This is a genomic window from Agrobacterium sp. CFBP2214 (genome assembly GCF_030209895.1).
Classification (GTDB): Bacteria; Pseudomonadota; Alphaproteobacteria; order Rhizobiales; family Rhizobiaceae; genus Agrobacterium; species Agrobacterium radiobacter.
On record NZ_JARVRC010000005.1, the window covers coordinates 91334 to 111436 of the forward strand.

The 20103-nt window shown below is 60.4% G+C and carries 19 protein-coding genes; 10 read left to right on the plus strand and 9 right to left on the minus strand.

All coding sequences use genetic code 11. The features are described 5' to 3' along the window. Positions 1–135 precede the first annotated feature (135 nt). Genes QRN60_RS14990 through QRN60_RS15000 form a run of 3 tightly spaced genes read left to right on the plus strand, consistent with a single transcriptional unit; the run spans position 136 to position 1027 of the window. Positions 136–387, plus strand: a complete 252-nt coding sequence (locus tag QRN60_RS14990; protein WP_003508605.1) for a GlsB/YeaQ/YmgE family stress response membrane protein — start codon at positions 136–138, stop codon at positions 385–387. A 12-nt stretch (positions 388–399) separates the two neighbouring features. Continuing rightward, complete coding sequence (locus tag QRN60_RS14995) at positions 400–816, plus strand: DUF3597 domain-containing protein (RefSeq protein ID WP_080867088.1); 417 nt, start codon at positions 400–402, stop codon at positions 814–816. A 22-nt stretch (positions 817–838) separates the two neighbouring features. Further along, entirely contained in the window at positions 839–1027 is a 189-nt protein-coding gene (locus QRN60_RS15000) for a hypothetical protein (RefSeq protein ID WP_080864605.1), read from the plus strand. Positions 1028–1260: 233 nt separating this feature from the next. On the opposite strand, the gene cydX is transcribed toward QRN60_RS15000, so the two are convergent. From cydX to QRN60_RS15035, 7 genes are all read right to left on the minus strand, one after another. Then, positions 1261–1383 (minus strand): cytochrome bd-I oxidase subunit CydX, encoded by a 123-nt coding sequence (gene cydX / locus QRN60_RS15005; protein WP_107677753.1) that lies wholly within the window; start codon positions 1381–1383, stop codon positions 1261–1263. A 22-nt stretch (positions 1384–1405) separates the two neighbouring features. After that, positions 1406–2563, minus strand: a complete 1158-nt coding sequence (gene cydB, locus QRN60_RS15010) for a cytochrome d ubiquinol oxidase subunit II (protein ID WP_060723432.1) — start codon at positions 2561–2563, stop codon at positions 1406–1408. 6 nt (positions 2564–2569) lie between these two features. Further along, positions 2570–4147 (minus strand): cytochrome ubiquinol oxidase subunit I, encoded by a 1578-nt coding sequence (locus QRN60_RS15015; RefSeq protein WP_111820660.1) that lies wholly within the window; start codon positions 4145–4147, stop codon positions 2570–2572. Positions 4148–4214: 67 nt separating this feature from the next. Then, complete coding sequence (gene cydC, locus QRN60_RS15020) at positions 4215–5906, minus strand: thiol reductant ABC exporter subunit CydC (protein WP_112346903.1); 1692 nt, start codon at positions 5904–5906, stop codon at positions 4215–4217. Further along, on the minus strand, positions 5903–7690 hold the full coding sequence (gene cydD, locus QRN60_RS15025) for a thiol reductant ABC exporter subunit CydD (RefSeq protein ID WP_112357031.1): 1788 nt from the start codon (positions 7688–7690) through the stop codon (positions 5903–5905). The genes cydC and cydD overlap by 4 nt, the downstream gene beginning before the upstream one ends. Positions 7691–7707: 17 nt before the next feature. Continuing rightward, positions 7708–8286: a GbsR/MarR family transcriptional regulator gene (locus QRN60_RS15030; protein WP_003508593.1), complete on the minus strand. Its 579-nt coding sequence runs from the start codon at positions 8284–8286 to the stop codon at positions 7708–7710. 380 nt (positions 8287–8666) lie between these two features. After that, entirely contained in the window at positions 8667–9698 is a 1032-nt protein-coding gene (locus QRN60_RS15035; RefSeq protein ID WP_003508592.1) for an L-idonate 5-dehydrogenase, read from the minus strand. 219 nt (positions 9699–9917) lie between these two features. Here QRN60_RS15035 and QRN60_RS15040 point away from each other — a divergent pair, with 219 nt between their 5' ends. From QRN60_RS15040 to QRN60_RS15050, 3 genes are all read left to right on the plus strand, one after another. Further along, positions 9918–10673: an SDR family oxidoreductase gene (locus QRN60_RS15040; RefSeq protein ID WP_107677826.1), complete on the plus strand. Its 756-nt coding sequence runs from the start codon at positions 9918–9920 to the stop codon at positions 10671–10673. A gap of 89 nt (positions 10674–10762) precedes the next feature. Further along, entirely contained in the window at positions 10763–11656 is an 894-nt protein-coding gene (locus QRN60_RS15045; protein WP_112346900.1) for an NAD(P)-dependent oxidoreductase, read from the plus strand. Between the two features lie 149 nt (positions 11657–11805). Further along, entirely contained in the window at positions 11806–12789 is a 984-nt protein-coding gene (locus QRN60_RS15050; RefSeq protein WP_112346914.1) for an aldose 1-epimerase, read from the plus strand. A 17-nt stretch (positions 12790–12806) separates the two neighbouring features. Here the strand turns inward: QRN60_RS15050 and QRN60_RS15055 are convergent, their stop codons facing one another. After that, complete coding sequence (locus QRN60_RS15055; RefSeq protein WP_003508584.1) at positions 12807–13268, minus strand: Lrp/AsnC family transcriptional regulator; 462 nt, start codon at positions 13266–13268, stop codon at positions 12807–12809. A gap of 167 nt (positions 13269–13435) precedes the next feature. On the opposite strand from QRN60_RS15055, the gene QRN60_RS15060 reads away from it, so the two are divergent. Beyond that, positions 13436–14149, plus strand: coding sequence for an aspartate/glutamate racemase family protein (locus tag QRN60_RS15060; RefSeq protein WP_003508582.1), 714 nt, complete (start codon positions 13436–13438; stop codon positions 14147–14149). Next, complete coding sequence (locus tag QRN60_RS15065; protein ID WP_112278394.1) at positions 14150–14920, plus strand: class II glutamine amidotransferase; 771 nt, start codon at positions 14150–14152, stop codon at positions 14918–14920. A gap of 123 nt (positions 14921–15043) precedes the next feature. On the opposite strand, the gene QRN60_RS15070 is transcribed toward QRN60_RS15065, so the two are convergent. Beyond that, the gene (locus QRN60_RS15070; RefSeq protein ID WP_223564973.1) at positions 15044–15376 is read right to left on the minus strand and encodes a hypothetical protein; all 333 of its coding nucleotides are present in this window, start codon (positions 15374–15376) and stop codon (positions 15044–15046) included. A 36-nt stretch (positions 15377–15412) separates the two neighbouring features. Between QRN60_RS15070 and QRN60_RS15075 the strand changes: the two genes are divergently transcribed. Together QRN60_RS15075 and glgB are read left to right on the plus strand one after the other, a co-directional pair. Beyond that, positions 15413–17875 carry a glycogen/starch/alpha-glucan phosphorylase gene (locus QRN60_RS15075; RefSeq protein WP_003508578.1) on the plus strand — a complete coding sequence of 821 codons (2463 nt, stop codon included), beginning with the start codon at positions 15413–15415 and terminating at the stop codon, positions 17873–17875. Continuing rightward, positions 17875–20082, plus strand: coding sequence for a 1,4-alpha-glucan branching protein GlgB (gene glgB, locus QRN60_RS15080; RefSeq protein ID WP_003508576.1), 2208 nt, complete (start codon positions 17875–17877; stop codon positions 20080–20082). The genes QRN60_RS15075 and glgB overlap by 1 nt, the downstream gene beginning before the upstream one ends. Positions 20083–20103 lie beyond the last annotated feature (21 nt).

Here is a 20103-nt window from a genome sequence, read left to right on the forward strand (position 1 = left end):
AGCGTGCACGCCGCACGGAACAAAAGTTCCGCGTCATCGTTAGTATCCCGCCTGGGGTCAATTCAAGGCGGGGGGACGTGCGCAAAAAATGCGGGTCCAGTGCCTTCTGACCTCTTTAGAAAGGAAAGGCCTGTTATGGAAGACGCACAAGTTGGCTGGATTGCAGCAATCATCATCGGTGGCGTAGCCGGATGGCTCGCGGAACAGTTCATGAAAAGCAATATGGGTGTTTTCATGAACATTATTCTCGGCATTATCGGCGCCATCGTCGCCAATTTCCTTCTGGGGCTCGTGGGCATTTCGCTCGGAGGCTGGATTGGTTATCTCATCGCCGGTTTCATCGGCGCCTGCATTCTCATCGCCATCGGGCGGGCATTTCGCCGCTAAGGGGAGGACACCATGAGCTTTTTCGACAAGATCAAGAACGCTATTTTCGGCAAGGCCGAGGCCGCGCCGCAGACTTCGGCTCCGGCCGGAACACCGTCGACCACCGCCAGCCCGACCACAGCAAGCCCGGCCGCGCCCGCTCCGACAGCGGCGGCTCCGGCACCCGCCGGCAATGTGGACGTCGCTTCGATTCTGGATGCGGCTGTCAAGAAGAACGGCCAGAAGCTCGACTGGAAACGCTCCATCGTCGATCTTCTCAAGGCTCTCGACCTCGACAGCAGCCTGACGGCCAGAAAGGAACTCGCCGGCGAGCTCGGTTATACCGGCGACACCTCGGATTCGGCGACCATGAACATCTGGCTGCACAAGGCCGTCATCAAGAAACTGTCCGAGAACGGTGGCAAGGTTCCGGCCGACCTTCTGGATTGAACCGATAAACGGGAGAGCCGCGATGGACGACTATTCCAGCCTTCGAGAGCAGATCGGCCAGGACCTCGACACCCTGCACAGGACCGAGCATCCGAAGTCGATCTTCGAGATCGCCGACGACTATCTTCTGGGAAATCCAAATCTCAACAGAGCCATCGTCGAAGACATCATCAAGGAAGAAGCGGACAAGCGCGGCATCGCGATCCACTGAAGCCGCGCATCGCAGGCACGGCGGTTGTAACAAAAGGGCGGCATCCTAACCGGATGCCGCCCTTGTATATTTGGCAGAGTTGCATCATCCGCATTCCGTCACCCCGGACCAGATCCGGGGTCTAGCGCGATCAAGTCCTTGATCGCAAAAAGACTCTTCTCACGGCGCAGACGCGCCGTGGCTGGATGCCGGATCTAGTCCGGCATGACGGAGGAGAGGTTTTCGCCAAAGCTTTATTTATCCAGCTTCGCTTCGACCTTTTTCGCGTTTTCTTCCATCAGCTCATACCACATCGCGTTCATGACGGCGAAGATGGCGGCGAGAGGCAGGCCGAGCAGCCAGGCGAAATACCACATGTTCGATCTCCTTCTTTCTTGATCAATAAGCGTGACCGCTGTCGTCGCGGATCGCCTTTTCGTCCACCTTGCCCCACAGCACGCGATAGACCCATGATGTATAGGCGACGATGATCGGGATGAAGATGAGGGCGACGACCAGCATGATGAACAGCGTCATATGGCTGGACGATGCATCCCATACCGTCAGGCTCGATTTCGGATCAACCGAGGACGGCAGGATGAAGGGAAACATCGCTAGCCCTACCGTTGAGATGATGCCGAAAATGGCGAGCGAGCTGGAAAGCAGCGCCAGCACCTCCTTGCGGGCCCTGAACAAGATGAAGGCCACGAGCGGGAAGACAAGACCGAGCGCCGGCGCCAGCATCATCCATGGATGCGCCGCATAGTTGGAAAACCAGACGCCGCTTGCGACCTCGACCGTCTTCGACAGCGGATTGGACGGACCGTCGGTCACGATGTCAGAGGTGAAGCGATATCCATCGATACCGAGCCACAGAAAGACGCCGCCGAGCGCAAACAGAACTGACGTGGCAAGGGCCGCGATGCTGCCAAAAGCGCGGGCGCGGGCCGCCACCGGACCATCCGTCTTCAGCACCAGCCATGCCGCACCATGCATGATGAGCATGGCGACGGATACGAGGCCGCAGAGGATGGCGTAGGGGTTCAGAAGTTCGAACAGCGTCGTGCCGTCGTAGAAAATCCTGAGGTCGTCATTGAGGTGGAAGGGAACGCCCTGCAGCACATTGCCGATCGCCACGCCGAAGATCAGCGCGGGAACGAAGCCGCCGATAAAGAGCGCCCAGTCCCAGCCGGTGCGCCATGCGGTGCTTTCACGCTTGGAGCGATATTTGAAACCGACCGGCCGCAGGATCAGCGCAAACAGGGTGGCGAACATCGCCAGGTAAAAACCTGAAAACGACACCGCATAAAGCGGCGGCCAGGCGGCGAAGATCGCGCCGCCGCCAAGGATGAGCCAGACCTGATTGCCTTCCCAGACCGGGCCGATGGAATTGATGACGACACGCCGCTCGATATCCGTTTTCGCCACGAAGGGCAGCAGCGCGCCGGTGCCGAGATCGAAACCGCCGGTAACGGCGAAACCGATCAGCACCACGCCGAGCAGCAGCCACCAGATGACGCGGAGGATTTCGTAGTCGATGAGTTGGTGCAATATCATGATCGTTTACTCCGCAGCGACGAGTTTTTCAGGAACGAGCGGCGCTTCCGGCTCATGGTCCGGATCAGGCCCCTTGCGGATCGCCTTCAGCATCAGCCCCATCTCGACGATGAACAGCACCGTGTAGATGGCGATGAAGCACAGAAGCGTAATCAGAACCGTCGAGGCGCTGAGGCTGGAGACGGCAGCGGCAGTGGGCAGCACACCCTCGATGATCCATGGCTGGCGGCCGAATTCGGCCACGACCCAGCCCATTTCCGCCGCGATCCACGGCAGCGGAATGGCGAAGACCGCCACTTTCAGCAGCAACGGATAGTGATCCAGCCGGCGGCGGGCCGAAAGATAAAAGAACGTCGCCGTCAGAAGGATGAAGAACATGCCAAGGCCGACCATGATGCGGAACGCCCAGAACAGCGTCGGCACATGCGGAATGGTATCCGCCGCAGCTTTCGCAATCTGCTCTTCGCTCGCCTGGCGCGGATCATCGACATATCGTTTCAGCAGCAGGGCATAACCAAGCTCGTGGCCGAGTTCCGCAAAGGTGCCGCGCACCTCTTCGGGCAGTTGCGCGCCTTTACCGGTGGCGCGTATCTGCATCAGCGCGTCATAGGCCTTGATGCCGTCGCGGATGCGGGTCTTGGCTTGCTCCACCAGATCGTTGATGCCCGGAATTTGCGTATCGAGCGAGCGGGTGCCGATAAGACCCATCACCCACGGGATCTTCACCGCGAAATGCGTCTCGCGCGCTTCCTGATCGGGAAAACCGATGACCGTGAAGGGTGCCGGGGCCGGCTCGGTTTCCCACATGGCCTCGATGGAGGCGAGCTTCATCTTCTGGTGTTCGGTCGAGAGATAACCGCTTTCGTCACCCAGCACGACGACCGACAGCGCCGATGCGAGACCGAAGGAAGCGGCGACCGTCATCGAACGCTTGGCCAAATCGACATGGCGGCCTTTCAGCACATACCAGGCCGAAACGCCGAGCACGAAGATGGAGGCCGTCACGTAACCGGCGGAAACCGTGTGAACGAACTTCGCCTGCGCCACCGGGTTGAACAGGACCTCGAAGAAGTCCGTCACTTCCATGCGCATGGTCTGGGGATTGAAGGCAGAGCCCGTGGGGTTCTGCATCCAGCCATTGGCGATCAATATCCATAGCGCCGAAAAATTCGAGCCGAGCGCCACGCACCATGTCGCGACGAGATGGCCGAGTTTCGACAATTTATCCCAGCCGAAAAAGAACAGCCCGACGAAGGTGGCTTCCAGGAAGAAGGCCATCATGCCCTCGATCGCCAGCGGCGCACCGAAAATATCGCCGACATAGTGGCTGTAGTAGCTCCAGTTCATGCCGAACTGGAATTCCATGACGATGCCGGTGGAAACGCCAAGCACGAAGTTGATGCCGAACAACGTGCCCCAGAATTTCGTCATCTGCCGCCAGATCGTGCGGCCGGTCATGACATAGACCGTTTCCATGATGGCGATCACCACCGACAGTCCGATCGTCAGGGGAACGAACAGAAAGTGATACAAGGCCGTCACTGCAAATTGCAGGCGCGACAGCGCCACTATGTCGAGTTCCATAGTCTTACCCACCTTTTCCGGAAGGCCGGCCTTCCATTTCAAAGACGACGCCGGCTCTCAAAAAATCTCAGTCCGGGCGCAGTGTATTCAGCACTACGCCGTATTCCGGGGCGCCGCTTTGACATTCATCAAATTGACGCCCCTCTTTCAGCACGATGATGCGCTCGGCAAATTCCGCCTCGCGGCGATTATGGGTGATCATCACGACAGTCTTTCCCTGCGCCCTGGCAAACAGCCGGGTGAGGACGTCGCGGGCAGTCTCACCGTCGAGCCCCTCCGTCACCTCGTCGAGAAGCCAGAGCGGCCGGTCGGCGAGCAGGAAACGGGCGAGCGCCAGCCGGCGCGACTGGCCGCCGGAAAGCCCCTGGCCCGCCTCGCCAAGCCTTGTCTCCAGCCCGGCGGCCAGGGATTTGACATGTTCGGCAAGGCCTGCCGCCGTCAGCGCATCCCACAATTCATCCGCGGTTGCGGCGGGTTTCGCCAGCCGCAGATTGTCGGCGATGCTGTCGCGAAAAAGCTGGCTGCGTTGCGTCATAAGAGTGGACGGCAGCGCGCTAACCGTGCCCGCAGCCGGCCGCAATTCACCCGCCAGAAGCTGGATGAGGCTCGTCTTGCCCGCGCCGCTCGGGCCGACGATCGCAACCCTCTCCCCGGCAGCGATTGCAAGGTTGATATTCGTCAGGACCGGATTGTCGTTCCCCTCCCGCTCCAGACGCACATCTTCGAGTTTTGCCGCCATCCCGCTGACCGGCAAGACGGGACAGCGACCCTCAACCGTTGCCGAGAGACGCGGCGCGATGCGCCGTGCGGAGAATAGCGTACGCCCAAGTTCCATCGCCCCACGACGCAGCGCCGTGAAAGGCTCCAGCGCAGCAAAACAGACGAGCAGCCCGAGCGCCGCAGCAGGCGCGCTCACCGCCCCCTGTTCCGCAAGCCAGGCCATGCCGAGAAGGGCTGCGCTCAAAAGAACGGCCGCTGCAACTCCGAAGGAAAAACCGGCATTGGTCTCGATACGGTTCAGGTTATCGTCGCAGGCAGAGAGGTAATCATCCGCCCGTTTCACCGCCGCGACCTGCGCGAAAAGGCGGCCGGTGGTCAAGAGCTCCGTCTGTCCGCTCACGAGGTCGGCCGTGCTGGCCCGAAGCGCTTCAAGCCCGATTGCCCGGCGGCGCGAGAATGTTTCCGCGCGCAGGGCGGAGCGCGCCGAAATTCCAAGCCCCGCCACGATCAGGAAAGCTGCCGCCAGAATGCCGGCCATCGGATGGAGAAAAGCAAGCCCGAAGCCTGTTGCAATCGCGGCGAGGATCGCCACGGCGGCGGGAACCAGCACGCGCAGATAAAGCGAATCAAGCGCGTCTATATCCGCCGTCAACCGGTTCAGCAGGCGGGCAGGCCTTGCCTCCAGGGATTTCGCGGCCTGCGGCGCGGCAAAACCGCGAAACAGTTTTTCCCGAAGGGCTGCAAGCACGGAAAGCGTGGCTTCATGGGTGGTCATGCGCTCGCCATAGCGGGCGGCGGTGCGCGCCAGCGCCAGAAGACGAATGGCGGCCGAAGGGGCAAAGACATCGAAAGCATAGGCCGTTGCGGGCAGAAGACCGGCAATCGCCGTTGCGGTGATGAACCAACCGGAAACGCCGAGAAGGCCAATGCCCGCCAGCACCGTCGTTACCGCCAGAACCGCGCCCGCCAGCAGCATGCCGCGCCGCGCCGACCAGAACAGGGCGATAACGGGTCTCAATATCGCAAAACGCGCGATCATGGCTGCCCCCTCGAATGGATCGCCGTCATATCCACGATCCTGTCCATGCGCGCCGCAAGCACCGGATCATGGGTCGCGACGATCAATGTCCTGCCATTTGCCAGTTGCAGCAGGTTATCCGTGACGAGAGCAGCCGTTTCCCGGTCAAGATGGGCTGTCGGCTCATCGGCCAGAACAAGCTGCGTTGCGGGGTCTGCGAAAGCACGCGCAATGGCAAGCCGCACCGCCTCCCCGCCCGAGATTCCATATCCGCCATCGCCGATCTGCAGATGCCGGCGCGCATGCGTCAGTTCATCGAGCCCGGTGCGGCGCAGCGTCTCTTCCACCATGCCATCACTGACACCGGAACGACCGAAACGAATATTCGCCTTCAGCGAACCGGCAAAAAAGAACGGCTTCTGGCTGACCCAGCCGATCGTCCTGCGCAGCCCATCGGCCGTCGCATTGTCGAGCTTTACGCCGCCGATCCTGATCGAACCCTCTCCAGCCTCGGCCAACCCGGCAATCAAGGAGAGTACAGTGGATTTGCCACAACCGGAAGGCCCGAGAATCGCAACTCGCTCACCCTGTTGAACCGTCAGGTTGAGATTTTGGATGACAGACCGGGCGTTCGGATAAGCAAAGGAAAGATTGTCGATCTCCAAGAGGCCGGGCGTCGGGGATGGGACAGACGCCACATCCGCACCCTCTCCCGCGATGGTCGCACCGCCCGCCGTCAGTTTGCCGAGCGCATCAAGCGCCGCTTCGCCGGCCGCGCGGTCGTGCCAGACGGCGGAGAGTTCCCGCAGCGGTTCGAAAAACGCCGGCGCCAGAAGCAGGATGAAGAGGCCTTCGGCTAGCGTCAGCTTGTGGCCCCAGGCGCCGAAATCCAGAAAACCGAGCAGATGAAAACCGATATAGACGGCGGTCATGGCAACGCCGAGCGCTGCGAAAAGCTCCAGCACCGCCGAGGAGAGAAAGGCGATCCTGAGCACCGCCATCGTCCGCTTCTTGAGGTTCTGCGCATCGGCGCTGAGACGCTCCGCCGTCAGATCGACGGCTTCGAGCGTGCGGATCGTTTCCAGCCCGCGCAGGCGATCAAGCAGGAAGGCATTCATATTGCCCGTCTCGGCAAGCTGCTTTTCACTGGCGGCCTTCGCCTGCCAGCCGATGAGCGCCATGAAAAGAGGGATGGTTGGCATGGCGAGCAACAGCACCAGCGCCGCGATCCAGGTAAATGGCAAGATCGCCAGCACGAAAACCAGGGGAATGATGGTGGCCTTCATCCGCGCCGGCTGGAAACGGGAAAGATAGGGCACCAGCGCTTCCGCCGCCTCAGCCACGACGCCCGCCGCCTCACCCGAGGCGGTGCGCGACAGATCGAGCGGGGAAACCTTCGCCACAGCCTGCAGCGCTTCCAGCCGCCGTTGCGACAGCACCGCGCGGGCGGCACGAAACGACAGCCGCGCCGCCATCTTTTCCAGCCACGCCTTGACGAGGCCGAGGATGAGAACCGCAGCGGCGGCCGGCACGATCGCCATCATCGGCGCGCCATCGGCAATTCTTCCGACGGAAAAGGCAAGCAAACCCGCCTGCGGCAGCCACAGTAAAGCCGCCAGCACATGCAGCAGGGCAAGGGATCTCCCCACCACCGGCGCGCGTGTCATTTTCGCCCGCCCATCGGCTCTGTCGCGAGAGGTTCTGCGGTTGGCGTTACGCCGACCCATCGCATCGGGCGAGACTGCAGCCGGCGCGGGACAGACTGCGCCGTCACCGTCGGCCCCCTGGCGGATTTCCACTGACATGCTCACGGCCGCTCTCCTCACCCGTCCTTCTTCGCGCCACGGGGTCTGGCGAGGGAGACGATCTTGTCCTTGGCCTCCAGCAGCTTCGTGACCTTCGAACCGAGCGCGAGAAGCGACGCCAGCCTTTCCGTCTCCAGCCGCTTCACATCGTCATACCAGCCGGTGAGCTGCTCGATCAGCGTCTTCATCTCGTCGATGCGCTTTTGCGCATGCCGCTCATCTTCGTTTTCCGGCGTCTCCATCAGAATTTCACGCAGCACGCTGAGCGTCGGATCGATCTCGCGCTTCTTGCGCTCTTCGGCAAGGGTGCGGAGAATTTGCCAGACATCATCAGGCGTCGTGAAAAAATCGCGCCGGTCGCCGGGAAAATGCTTGAGAATTGCAAGGTTCCACGCCTGCAGCTCCTTCAGGCTCATCGACACGTTGGAACGGGAAATGCCAAGCGCCTCCACAATATCGTCCGCACACAACGGCTGCGGCGAAATGTAAAGCAAAGCATAGACTTGGCCAACGGTGCGGTTAATGCCCCAGCGGCTGCCCATCTCACCGAAATGCAGCACAAAGGACTGAACGAGCGGGGAGAGATTGGTTGGCATTTCTTTGTTTCCTGAATTTTCAGTAATTTCTGAAATTTCGATAACGCAAAAAAAGACAGGCGGCAAATCACCTTTTTGACCTGCGTCAAAATGTGCAAATGGGCAGAGACGACATCGGTGAAGATGCTCGTGGGTGCAGCCAGGGCAAAATATGCGGCAGTCGTGTTGGGGCTTTATGACAGGCTGGGCGTTTGCTCGGGTTCGTCACCCTCTCTCCGTCATTCCGGCCTTGAGCTGGAATAACGCACTCCAAAGCAGTTTATGATATCGATAACATAGCTGCAGGCCGCCGCAGGCAAAAATCCACCCCTAAAAAATCGGCGGCGGAAAGATCCGCCGCCGATCGAAACGTCCGCACATTCCCCGTGCGGCAAAAGCGCTTACGAAAAAGCGATCTGCACCTTCATGGCGCGACTGCGGTCGGAGGCGAATTCGAAGGCCGAGATGGCGTCGTCGAGATCGACGGTCTGGGTGATGAACGGCTTGACGTCGATCAGGCCCTTGCGCATCAATTCCACACCGGTGGCGAATTCCTCATGGAAGCGGAAAGAGCCGCGCAGATCCAGTTCCTTGGCGGTGATCGCCATCATCGGCAGGTTCATATCGCCACCAAGACCGAGCTGGACGATGATGCCGCGCGGACGAAGCGCCGTAATACCACCGGCAAGCGCCACGGCGGCACCCGAGCATTCATAGAGAACATCGAAAGTTCCCTTGTTTGCCCCATAGGCGGCAAGCGCGTCGGGCTCATCCTTGCTGTTGATAACACGGTCCGCACCCGCCTCACGCGCCTTGGCGAGCGTGAAATCGGAAAGATCGGTGGCGACGATTTCAGCCGCGCCGGCACGGCGCGCGGCCAGAATGGAGAGGATTCCGATCGGGCCACAACCCGTGACAAGCACACGTTTTCCCAGCAAATCACCGGCGCGGCGGGTGGCATGCAGCGTCACCGCGAGCGGCTCGGCCATGGCGGCCTCGCCGGCGCTCAGGCCATCGGCCGGCACGCATTGCAGGGCGTCCGCCACCAGAACCTCACGGAACGCACCCTGAATATGCGGGAAAGGCATGGCGCTGCCATAAAAGCGCATGTTGAGGCACTGGTTGTGCAGGCCTTCCTGGCAGAAGCGGCAGGTTCTGCAGGGGCGGGACGGCGAAACGGCCACCAGACCGCCGACCTTCAGCCCTTCGACGCCCTCGCCCAGTTCTTCGATGACGGCCGAGACCTCATGGCCCAGCACCATCGGCTCACGAAGCCGCACCGCGCCGAAGCCTCCGTGATTGTAATAATGCAGATCGCTGCCGCAAATTCCGCCCCGGACCAGACGAAGCCGTACTTCTCCCGCTCCCGGCGCTTCCTCGGGCCGTTCCTCGATGCGCACATCCTTGGCCCCATGGGCAACAATCGCTCTCATAAATATCTCCCGTTCGACATCGCGCCTGAGCAGCACGACAAATAATCCGCATCCCTGTCACCGCCGCCTGCCGTGCATTTGCACGCCGTGCAGCCTCCCCGCCCGCCCGATCCGTACCGAAACCGGGCGTTTAAGCCTTGACATCCACGTCTGAAAGGGATGAATGTTATCGATAACATAAACCGGTATGAATGCAATGTCGAGAGACTGGAGGAAACAGTGGGCCTTAATTTGTTCGATCTTTCCGGCCGCCGCGCCCTGATCACGGGTTCGTCCCAGGGCATCGGCTTCGCGCTGGCGCAGGGGCTGGCGGAAGCCGGAGCGGAAGTGGTGCTGAACGGGCGCGATGAAGCGAAGCTGAAGGCCGCCGCCGCTGGCATCAAGGGTGCGAAAACACTTGCCTTCGACGCTACCGATCATGGCGCGGTGCGCGAGGCCATCGACCGTTTCGAAGCGGAGGTCGGCCCCATCGATATTCTCGTCAACAATGCCGGCATGCAGCACCGCACGCCGCTTGAGGATTTTCCGGCGGATGCCTTCGAGCGCCTGCTGCAGACCAACATCGCCTCGGTGTTCCACGCCGGACAGGCCGCGGCGCGCCATATGATCAGCCGTGGCCGTGGCAAGATCATCAACATCGCCAGCGTTCAGACCGCCCTTGCCCGCCCCGGCATCGCGCCCTACACCGCCACCAAGGGCGCCGTCGGCAATCTGACGAAAGGCATGGCGACGGACTGGGCCAAATACGGCCTGCAATGCAACGCCATCGCGCCCGGCTATTTCGATACGCCGCTCAATGCGGCTCTGGTTGCCGATCCCACCTTTTCGGCATGGCTTGAAAAGCGCACGCCGGCCGGTCGCTGGGGCAAGGTCGAAGAGCTCGTCGGCGCCTGCATCTTCCTGTCATCCGATGCCTCGTCCTTCGTGAACGGGCATATTCTTTACGTCGATGGCGGCATCACCGCTTCGCTTTAACAAACACCAAAACCGGATGGCCGGCTGCGGCCGCCATCCGGTTTTGAACCGATGACACCACGACACTTTGGGAGGAGGCCGTGAACACCATGACCGAGAAGAACAAAGTCGCGCTGATCGGCGCCGGCGCCATGGGCGGCGCGATCGGCACACGGCTCATCGAGACCGGCAATCAGCTGACGGTTTTCGATCTGGATGCGGAAAAGGTGGCGGCGTTGACGAGCCTCGGCGCGCAGAGCGCCGGCACGGCGGCGGAAGCGGCTTCAGTTTCCGATGTGGTGATCCTCAGCCTCAATTCCCCGAAAATCGTTCGCATCGCCGTCTTCGGCAAGGATGGCGTGGCGGCGGGGGCAAAGCCCGGCACACTCATTATCGACATGTCCTCCATCGATCCGGAAGCGACCAAGGAGCTGGCGGCCGATGCTGCGGAAAAGGGCCTGCGCTGGGTGGACAGCCCGCTTTCGGGCGGTGCGCCCAAGGCGCTTGTCGGCCAGTTGACGCTGATGGCCGGCGGCAGCGAAAAGGATGTCGCCGATGCGCATCGCGTGCTGCGGCATGTGGCCAGCAACTATACCCACATGGGACCCTGCGGCGCGGGACAGACGACGAAACTCATCAATCAGGTTCTCTGCGGGCTGAATTTCCTTGCGGTGGCGGAAGCAACACAGCTTGCGCTGGATGCCGGCGTCAATGCCACCAAAATCCCGCAGGCGCTGAAGGGCGGCCGCGCCGATAGCGCCATCCTGCAGGAATATATGCCGCGTTACGTGGCAAAGGATTACCGCCGCACCGGCCGTATCGACAATATGGTGAAAGACCTCAACGGCGCGCAGGATCTCGCCCGGCGCACCAACACGGCCATGCCACTGACGGCACTTTGCGCCGAAGTGCACCGCATGCTGACGGCGGCAGGGCTGGGTGGAGAGGATCAGGCCGCACTGATGGAGTTTTTCAGCGGCGCGAAACGCACCTTTCCGGACTGATTGCCCGATGGGCATGAAATGGCAGGAGCCTGTTGATACAGCCCCCACGGGCCATTGCGAAATTGTCCTTCAGCGAAGATGATCGGGCGAATCGGCATGGCAATTGCCCCGATCATCGCAGACGCATGCATGCAAAGGACAATTTCCCGATGACTACCTCCACGACAGGCACGGGGATTGCCGGTCTGACCGTTTCCGGAGACGGTTTCATTGCCGAAATCGCTTTTGAGGGCGCGACGCTTCTGAGCTGGCGGCCGATCTCTGCCGATGGCGGAGAAGGCGAAGATCTTGTCGACGGATATTCGACGCCTGCCGAACTGCAATCGCAGAACGGCGTGAGAAACGGCATTCTCGCACCCTTCACCAATCGCATTCCGGATGGCCAATTCAGTTTTGGCGGGCAGGCGCACCGCATTGAACCGGTGCTTGCCCATGAAACTCTCGTCTTCCACGGATTTGCCAGAGCCCTGCCCTTCGCCCTCGCGCAATCTCTTGAGGAAAACGGCGCTCGCATCCTTATCTTCCGCACTGAAATATTGCCTGCGGATTTCAAGGGTTATCCCTACCGTCTCGCCATCGAGGTGGAATATCGCTTCGCCGGCCATGAGGTCACCATCGACATACGCGGCATCAATCGCGACGACCGGCCCCTGCCTTTCGCCGCCGGCTGGCATCCCTATTTCCGCCTGCCCGGCACGACGTCTATCGACGACCTTCTTCTCACGCTGCCCTCGCGAACGGCGATTGAAACAGACGAGGACCTGATCCCCCTTCGCGACCCACAGGGCGGGATAGTCAAACGGGACGACACCCGCTTTCTCTATGCGCCGCTGGCCGGCCATGTACTCGATGTCTGCTTCACCGATCTGGTCGCATCCGAAAACGGGCTTTACGAGACGAGGCTCGAAAACCGGCACGATGGTTCGAGCCTGACGGTATGGCAGGAGCGTGGGCACATGCATGTCTTCACCGGCGATACGCTCGCCCGCGACAGGCGGCACTCCATCGCGCTTGAACCCGTGGAAACACCAACCAACGCCTTCAACCACCAGGAACTCGCGGATGCGATTACCCTGCAACCCGGCGAGACTCGAGGCTTCCGCTTTGGCGTCCGTTTCAAGGCGGCGCGCTGATAAGGCTCGATAAGCCCTCAGATATGCGTCGTCGGCAGCGAAGACGACAGCTTAACCGTCTCCATGGAGATATAGGCGGACATGTCGTAAAGCTGCACGCGGCGCAGGATCTGTTTATAGACCGTGTCGTAATATTCGACATTCGGCAGCACCAGCTTCAGAATATAGTCGAAATTGCCGGTCAGCCGGTGAACCTCGACAATCTCAGGTATGGTGCTGACGGCGGCATGGAACCGGTCCAGCCAGTCCTCCGCATGCAGGCCCGTTCTCACCAGCAGAAAAACCGTGGTCGGCAGGTTGATCTTCCGTCGGTCCAGCAGCGCCATCGTGCCCGTCACATAACCTTCCGTTCGCAGCCGCGTGATGCGGCGCGAACAGGCCGATAGCGACAGGGAAACCTCCTCTGCGATATCCGCGAGTGGGGTCTCGGCATTTTCCTGGAGAATCGCAAGGATTCGGCGGTCACGGTCGTCAATCATCCGTTAAGAATGCACCGGTTAACGCAACAGCGCAAGAAATTTGCGATATTATCTAATATGGCGCGTTACATTTGCATACTTGCCGCGCCATCCTCCAAAAAACGCATGCCGTTTTCGTTTCGGTGATGGCATTCTTGTCTTCAATCAAACTTGATAAGGGAACTCTTATGAAACGGATCGGCCTGATCGGCGGCATGAGCTGGGAATCTACCGCAACCTATTACCGCATGATCAATGAGGCCGTGCGCGACAGCCGCGGCGGCCTGGTCTCGGCCGATATCGTCATGCATTCGCTCGATTTTTCCGAGGTCGTCGCCCTCCAGAAGGCCGATCGCTGGGATGAGGCAGGCGCTCTTCTGGGCGCTGCCGGTGCGCGCCTTGCCAATGCGGGTGCCGATTGCGTGCTGATCTGCACCAACACCATGCATCTTGTCGCTGACACCGTAGCGAAAATGTCCGGCGTGGCGCTGATCGACATCATCGATGAAACCGCAGCAGCCCTGAAGGCGGATGGACGCCGCAAGCCGCTTCTGCTCGCCACCCGTTACACGATGGAGCACGGCTTCTACACCGACCGCATGCGCCGCCACGGCGTCGACGTGGTCGTGCCCGATGCGGAAGACAGGGCTGCGATCCACGACATCATATTCGGCGAACTCTGCCAGGGCGAGATCAAGTCCTGCTCGCGTGAACGCTATCTCGCGGTCATCGACAAGGCTCGCGCACTCGGCGTCGATTCCGTCATTCTCGGCTGCACCGAAATTTCGCTGCTGATCGACCCCGACGCCCTGCCGCTGCCCGGTTACGATTCGACCGCCATTCACGCGAAGGCCGCCGTCGGCTTCGCGCTCGGAAACAAGGCTTTCGACAGAGCCGCATGAATGTGCCGCCTCTTTGCCTATTCCGGTAAACCCGTCTGGCTCGACAGCCTGCTGATCGAGCCAGAAGCATCACTGGTCAGCCAGTCCATGGCCGCAAGAGAAGCGAAAACCGTCGTCAATGGCGACGGTTGCGGCCTTGGCTGGTATGGCGAACGCGGAACGCCCGGCGTCTTTCGTGATACCAGGCCCGCCTGGTCGGATGCCAACCTCGCTGCACTCTGCCACCAGCTTCGCTCGGGCATGTTCATGGCCCATGTCCGCTCCGCCACCTCAGGCGAAGTATCCCGCGCCAATTGCCACCCCTTTGCCCATGGCCAATATCTCTTCATGCATAACGGCCAGATCGGCGGCTACGAGCAGATCAGGCGCGACATCGACTCCCTTATCCCCGATGATATCTATGCATCCCGACGCGGCACCGGCGACAGCGAAGCAATATTCCTCATCGCCGCCGGCCTTGGCCTTGATGCCGATCCCGTGCGCGCAATTTCCACCGCCCTTCGTCTCTGTCAGGAAAAGATGGTCGCGGCGGGCGTTTCCTCCGCACTGCGCTTCAGCGCCGTGCTGATGGACGGCGATTGCGTGCACGCCTTCCGCTGGTCGAGCGATGACAAGCCGCCGACGCTCTACTGGCGCGGCCTGGAAGAAGGCATCGCGTTGAGTTCGGAGCCCTTTTCCTTCGATTGCACTCCCTGGTGCGCCGTTCCGCCGAATACCCGCGTGACGATCCGCGCCGGGGAAATGACGACAGAGCCTTTTTTTCTGCCGTAAACATCGTCTTCGACGACGGTGTTGCCCCGTTTTCACACCGCCGCCACGCGAGACAAACATGGCTGTGGCGGCGACCCATTTATTTTCATTGAATTTTTGCGGCCGCGAAGGCTAGTGTGTGATTTAGAGCATCGGACCGAAACATATGCGCGGTTTTCGGTCTGGTGTGTAAAGATAATAGAGCGAAACAGATTTCAGGACCGGTGAACCATTTAAAAGTGTTGCAGCCTCTCTCCCTTTTTTGAACGATGCCCGGCATCGCGACCACCACGCAAACCTCTTCAGGAACGGCGGATAAAGGGCCGGCAATGCCTTCGGCGATCCTTGGGACGCGGAAGAAAAATTCTTATTTTTCATAAACCTAAGCCGTTCAACTTTCCGCAAAAAATGCTGTTGCCACACCTCCATATCGATGCATAAACTGGCATCAGCAAAGGCAACACGGATCGACCTCATCAGACCCTCTCCTCCCACCAAGGTGCTGACCGACCAATGATCAATAATCTAAACGCCGCCGATCTTCCCCGCCCCGCCCCGCGCAGTTCCAACCCGGAAATCATGGCGTCGGAAATCATCGAACGCCTCACCTACCGCATCGGTAAGGACGTCAAGGTCGCCAAGCCGCACGACTGGCTGACCGCAACCATCCTCGTCGTCCGCGACCGCATCATCGACAAATGGATGGAATCCACCCGCAAGGCCTATCACAACAATTCCAAGCGCGTTTATTACCTGTCGCTCGAATTCCTGATCGGCCGCCTGATGCGCGACGCCATCTCCAATATCGGCCTGATGCACGAAATCCGCGATGCGCTGTCCTCGCTCGGCGTCGATCTTGACGTCATCGCCGGTCTGGAGCCGGATGCAGCCCTTGGCAATGGCGGCCTTGGCCGTCTCGCCGCCTGTTTCATGGAATCCATGGCGACCGTCGATATTCCCGCCTATGGCTATGGCATCCGTTACGTGCACGGCCTCTTCCGCCAGCAGATGGCGGATGGATGGCAGGTGGAACTGCCGGAAACCTGGCTGGCGCATGGCAACCCCTGGGAATTCGAACGCCGCGAAAGCTCCTATGAAATCGGCTTCGGCGGATCGGTGGAGACGATCGGCGGTTATGAAGATCCGCAGCGCTTCGTCTGGAAACCGGCCGAACGCGTCATCGCCATGGCTTACGACACGCCGGTCGTCGGCTGGCGCGGTACCCGCGTCAACACGCTTCGCCTGTGGTCGGCGCAGCCGATAGATCCCATTCTTTTGGCCGCCTTCAATGCCGGCGACCATATCGGCGCATTGCGCGAAAGCAACAAGGCGGAAAGCCTGACGCGGGTTCTCTACCCCGCCGATGCGACGCCGGCCGGTCAGGAACTGCGCCTGCGGCAGGAGTTCTTCTTCTCCTCCGCTTCGCTGCAGGACATTCTGCGCCGCCATCTGCAGCAGTACCCGGATTTCACCTCGCTGCCCGACAAGGTTTCGATCCAGCTTAACGACACGCATCCGGCCATTTCCATCTGCGAAATGATGCGCCTGCTCTGCGATGTCCATGGCCTTGAATTCGACGAAGCCTGGAAGATCACACAGGGCACCTTCTCCTACACCAACCACACGCTTCTGCCGGAAGCGCTGGAAAGCTGGCCGGTGCCGTTGCTCGAGCGCCTTTTGCCGCGGCACATGCAGATCGTTTACGCCATCAACGCCAATACGCTGCTCTTCGCCCGCAAGGAAAAGAAGATGGCGGATCAACAGATCCGTTCCATCTCTCTCATCGATGAAGGCGGCGAGCGCCGGGTGCGCATGGGCAACCTCGCCTTCATCGGCTCGCATTCCATCAACGGCGTTTCCGCACTTCATACCGAGCTGATGAAGGAAACTGTCTTTGCCGACCTGCACAGCCTTTATCCTGATCGTATCAACAACAAGACCAACGGCATTACGCCGCGCCGCTGGCTGATGCAGTGCAACCCCGGCCTGACGGGATTGATCAGGGAAGCGATCGGCGACGATTTCCTCGATGATGCGGAAAAGCTGACGGCACTCGACCGTTTCGCCGACGATGCCGGTTTCCGCGAGAAATTTGCCGAGGTGAAGCGTCTGAACAAGGTGCGGCTTGCCAATACGGTGGCGCAGCGCATGGGCATCCGCGTCGATCCCTCGGCCATGTTCGACATCCAGATCAAGCGCATCCACGAATATAAGCGCCAGCTTCTGAACCTTGTTGAGACTGTCGCCCTTTACGACCAGATCCGTTCCCACCCGGAACTGGATTGGGTGCCGCGCGTTAAGTTCTTCGCAGGCAAGGCGGCGCCGAGTTATCACAACGCGAAGCTGATCATCAAGCTTGCCAACGATATTGCCCGGGTCATCAACAACGATCCGGCCGTGCGCGGGCTTCTCAAAGTGGTGTTTGTTCCGAACTATAACGTCTCGCTTGCCGAAATCATGGTTCCCGCCGCCGATCTTTCGGAACAGATTTCGACGGCCGGCATGGAAGCCTCCGGCACCGGCAACATGAAATTCGCGCTGAACGGCGCGCTGACCATCGGCACGCTCGATGGCGCGAATGTGGAAATGCTCGAACATGTCGGCGCTGAGAACATCGTCATCTTCGGCATGACGGCGGAAGAAGTGGCCAGAGCTCGCGCCGAGGGCCACAATCCGCGTGCCATCATCGAAGGGTCTGCGGAATTGTCGCAGGCTCTGTCGTCCATCGCGTCGGGTGTGTTTTCACCGGATGATCGTTCGCGGTTTTCTGCCCTCATCGACGGCATATACAACAGCGACTGGTTCATGGTCGCCGCCGATTTCGACGCCTATGCCGACGCACAGCGCAAGGTGGACGCGATCTGGAGCGATCAGGATAGCTGGAACACCAAAGCAGTGCGCAACACGGCGCGTATGGGCTGGTTCTCGTCCGACAGGACGATCCGCCAGTATGCCACCGAGATCTGGAGAGCCTGATGAAAAAACCGCTCAATTCGGCCGAAGAGAAAAAGACTGGCGAAATCACGAAGGCTGAAATCGAGGCGATCAAGAGCGGTTTGCATTCCAATCCCTTTGCCCTTCTCGGCGTTCACGAGACGCCGGAAGGGTTTTCCGCCCGCTGTTTCATTCCGGGCGCCGAGGAGGTTTCCGTCCTCACGCTGGATGGAAATTTCGTAGGTGAATTGAAGCGGCTTGATCCTGATGGTTTTTTCGAAGGCCGGATCGATCTTTCAAAGCGCCAGCCGGTGCGGTACCGCGCCAGCCGCGACGATGCCGAATGGGCGGTGACCGACCCCTACAGCTTCGGCCCTGTTCTCGGACCCATGGACGATTATTTCGTCCGTGAAGGATCGCATCTCAGGCTCTTCGACAGGATGGGCGCGCATCCGCTGAAACTCGAAGGCGTCGAAGGTTTTCACTTCGCCGTGTGGGCGCCCAATGCGCGGCGTGTTTCCGTCGTCGGCGATTTCAACAATTGGGATGGCCGCCGGCATGTGATGCGCTTCCGCAAGGATACCGGCATCTGGGAAATCTTCGCGCCTGACGTCTATGCCGGCTGCGCCTACAAGTTCGAAGTCCTCGGCGCCAATGGCGAGCTTCTGCCCCTGAAGGCCGACCCTTATGCCCGCCGCGCCGAATTGCGGCCGAAGAACGCTTCCGTCACCGCGCCGGAACTGACGCAGAAATGGGAAGATCAGGCCCACCGGGAACATTGGGCGCAGGTGGACCAGCGCCGCCAACCGATCAGCATCTATGAGGTGCATGCCGGCTCCTGGCAGCGCCGCGAGGACGGCACCTTCCTCAGCTGGGATGAACTCGCCGCCCAGCTCATTCCCTATTGTACGGATATGGGCTTCACCCATATCGAATTCCTGCCCATCACCGAACATCCCTATGATCCCTCCTGGGGTTACCAGACGACCGGCCTTTATGCGCCATCCGCCCGTTTCGGCGATCCCGAGGGCTTTGCCCGTTTCGTCAATGGCGCGCACAAGGTCGGTATCGGCGTTCTTCTCGACTGGGTTCCGGCGCATTTTCCGACCGATGAGCACGGGTTGCGCTGGTTCGACGGCACCGCGCTTTACGAGCACGCCGATCCGCGTCAGGGTTTTCACCCCGACTGGAACACGGCGATCTACAATTTCGGCCGTATCGAGGTCATGTCCTACCTCATCAACAACGCGCTTTATTGGGCCGAGAAATTCCATCTCGACGGCCTGCGCGTCGATGCGGTCGCCTCGATGCTCTATCTCGATTATTCCCGCAAGGAAGGCGAGTGGATCCCCAATGAATATGGCGGACGCGAAAATCTCGAATCCGTCCGCTTCCTGCAGAAGATGAATTCGCTCGTCTACGGCACCCATCCCGGCGTCATGACGATCGCGGAGGAATCCACCTCGTGGCCGAAAGTGTCCCAGCCCGTCCACGAGGGCGGTCTCGGTTTCGGCTTCAAATGGAACATGGGCTTCATGCACGACACGCTGAGTTATTTCGCGCGTGAGCCGGTGCATCGCAAGTTCCACCATCAGGAACTGACCTTCGGCCTGCTTTACGCCTTCACCGAGAATTTCGTGCTTCCGCTTTCCCACGACGAGGTGGTGCACGGCAAGGGATCGCTGATCGCCAAGATGTCCGGCGATGACTGGCAGAAATTCGCCAATCTCCGCTCCTATTACGGCTTCATGTGGGGTTATCCCGGCAAGAAGCTGCTGTTCATGGGGCAGGAGTTCGCACAGTGGAGCGAATGGAGCGAAAAGGGGTCGCTCGACTGGAACCTGCGCCAATATCCGATGCATGAGGGCATGCGCCGCCTCGTGCGCGATCTCAACCTCACCTATCGATCCAAAGCTGCCCTGCACGCCCGTGACTGCGAACCTGACGGCTTCCGCTGGCTTGTGGTCGATGATCACGAGAATTCCGTCTTCGCCTGGCTGCGCACGGCGCCCGGCGAAAAGCCGGTGGCGGTCATCTGCAACCTCACCCCGGTCTATCGGGAAAATTATTATGTGCCGCTGCCTCTGGCGGGGCGGTGGCGGGAGATTCTCAACACCGATGCCGAAATTTATGGCGGCAGCGGCAAGGGAAATGGCGGACGCGTTCAGGCGGTCGATGCCGGCGGCGATATCGGGGCGATGCTCGTCCTGCCGCCGCTTGCCACGATCATGCTCGAACCGGAAAACTGACAGACAGAGAGGGAGGACACC

What these genes read in the sequence shown, in the direction of transcription:
- QRN60_RS14990 (WP_003508605.1), top strand. Translation starts at nt 136, where the DNA reads ATGGAAGACGCACAAGTTGGCTGGATTGCAGCAATCATCATCGGTGGC.
- QRN60_RS14995 (WP_080867088.1), top strand. Translation starts at nt 400, where the DNA reads ATGAGCTTTTTCGACAAGATCAAGAACGCTATTTTCGGCAAGGCCGAG.
- QRN60_RS15000 (WP_080864605.1), top strand. Translation starts at nt 839, where the DNA reads ATGGACGACTATTCCAGCCTTCGAGAGCAGATCGGCCAGGACCTCGAC.
- cydX (WP_107677753.1), bottom strand. Translation starts at nt 1,383, where the DNA reads ATGTGGTATTTCGCCTGGCTGCTCGGCCTGCCTCTCGCCGCCATCTTC.
- cydB (WP_060723432.1), bottom strand. Translation starts at nt 2,563, where the DNA reads ATGATATTGCACCAACTCATCGACTACGAAATCCTCCGCGTCATCTGG.
- QRN60_RS15015 (WP_111820660.1), bottom strand. Translation starts at nt 4,147, where the DNA reads ATGGAACTCGACATAGTGGCGCTGTCGCGCCTGCAATTTGCAGTGACG.
- cydC (WP_112346903.1), bottom strand. Translation starts at nt 5,906, where the DNA reads ATGATCGCGCGTTTTGCGATATTGAGACCCGTTATCGCCCTGTTCTGG.
- cydD (WP_112357031.1), bottom strand. Translation starts at nt 7,690, where the DNA reads ATGTCAGTGGAAATCCGCCAGGGGGCCGACGGTGACGGCGCAGTCTGT.
- QRN60_RS15030 (WP_003508593.1), bottom strand. Translation starts at nt 8,286, where the DNA reads ATGCCAACCAATCTCTCCCCGCTCGTTCAGTCCTTTGTGCTGCATTTC.
- QRN60_RS15035 (WP_003508592.1), bottom strand. Translation starts at nt 9,698, where the DNA reads ATGAGAGCGATTGTTGCCCATGGGGCCAAGGATGTGCGCATCGAGGAA.
- QRN60_RS15045 (WP_112346900.1), top strand. Translation starts at nt 10,763, where the DNA reads ATGACCGAGAAGAACAAAGTCGCGCTGATCGGCGCCGGCGCCATGGGC.
- QRN60_RS15050 (WP_112346914.1), top strand. Translation starts at nt 11,806, where the DNA reads ATGACTACCTCCACGACAGGCACGGGGATTGCCGGTCTGACCGTTTCC.
- QRN60_RS15055 (WP_003508584.1), bottom strand. Translation starts at nt 13,268, where the DNA reads ATGATTGACGACCGTGACCGCCGAATCCTTGCGATTCTCCAGGAAAAT.
- QRN60_RS15060 (WP_003508582.1), top strand. Translation starts at nt 13,436, where the DNA reads ATGAAACGGATCGGCCTGATCGGCGGCATGAGCTGGGAATCTACCGCA.
- QRN60_RS15065 (WP_112278394.1), top strand. Translation starts at nt 14,150, where the DNA reads ATGTGCCGCCTCTTTGCCTATTCCGGTAAACCCGTCTGGCTCGACAGC.
- QRN60_RS15070 (WP_223564973.1), bottom strand. Translation starts at nt 15,376, where the DNA reads ATGAGGTCGATCCGTGTTGCCTTTGCTGATGCCAGTTTATGCATCGAT.
- QRN60_RS15075 (WP_003508578.1), top strand. Translation starts at nt 15,413, where the DNA reads ATGATCAATAATCTAAACGCCGCCGATCTTCCCCGCCCCGCCCCGCGC.
- glgB (WP_003508576.1), top strand. Translation starts at nt 17,875, where the DNA reads ATGAAAAAACCGCTCAATTCGGCCGAAGAGAAAAAGACTGGCGAAATC.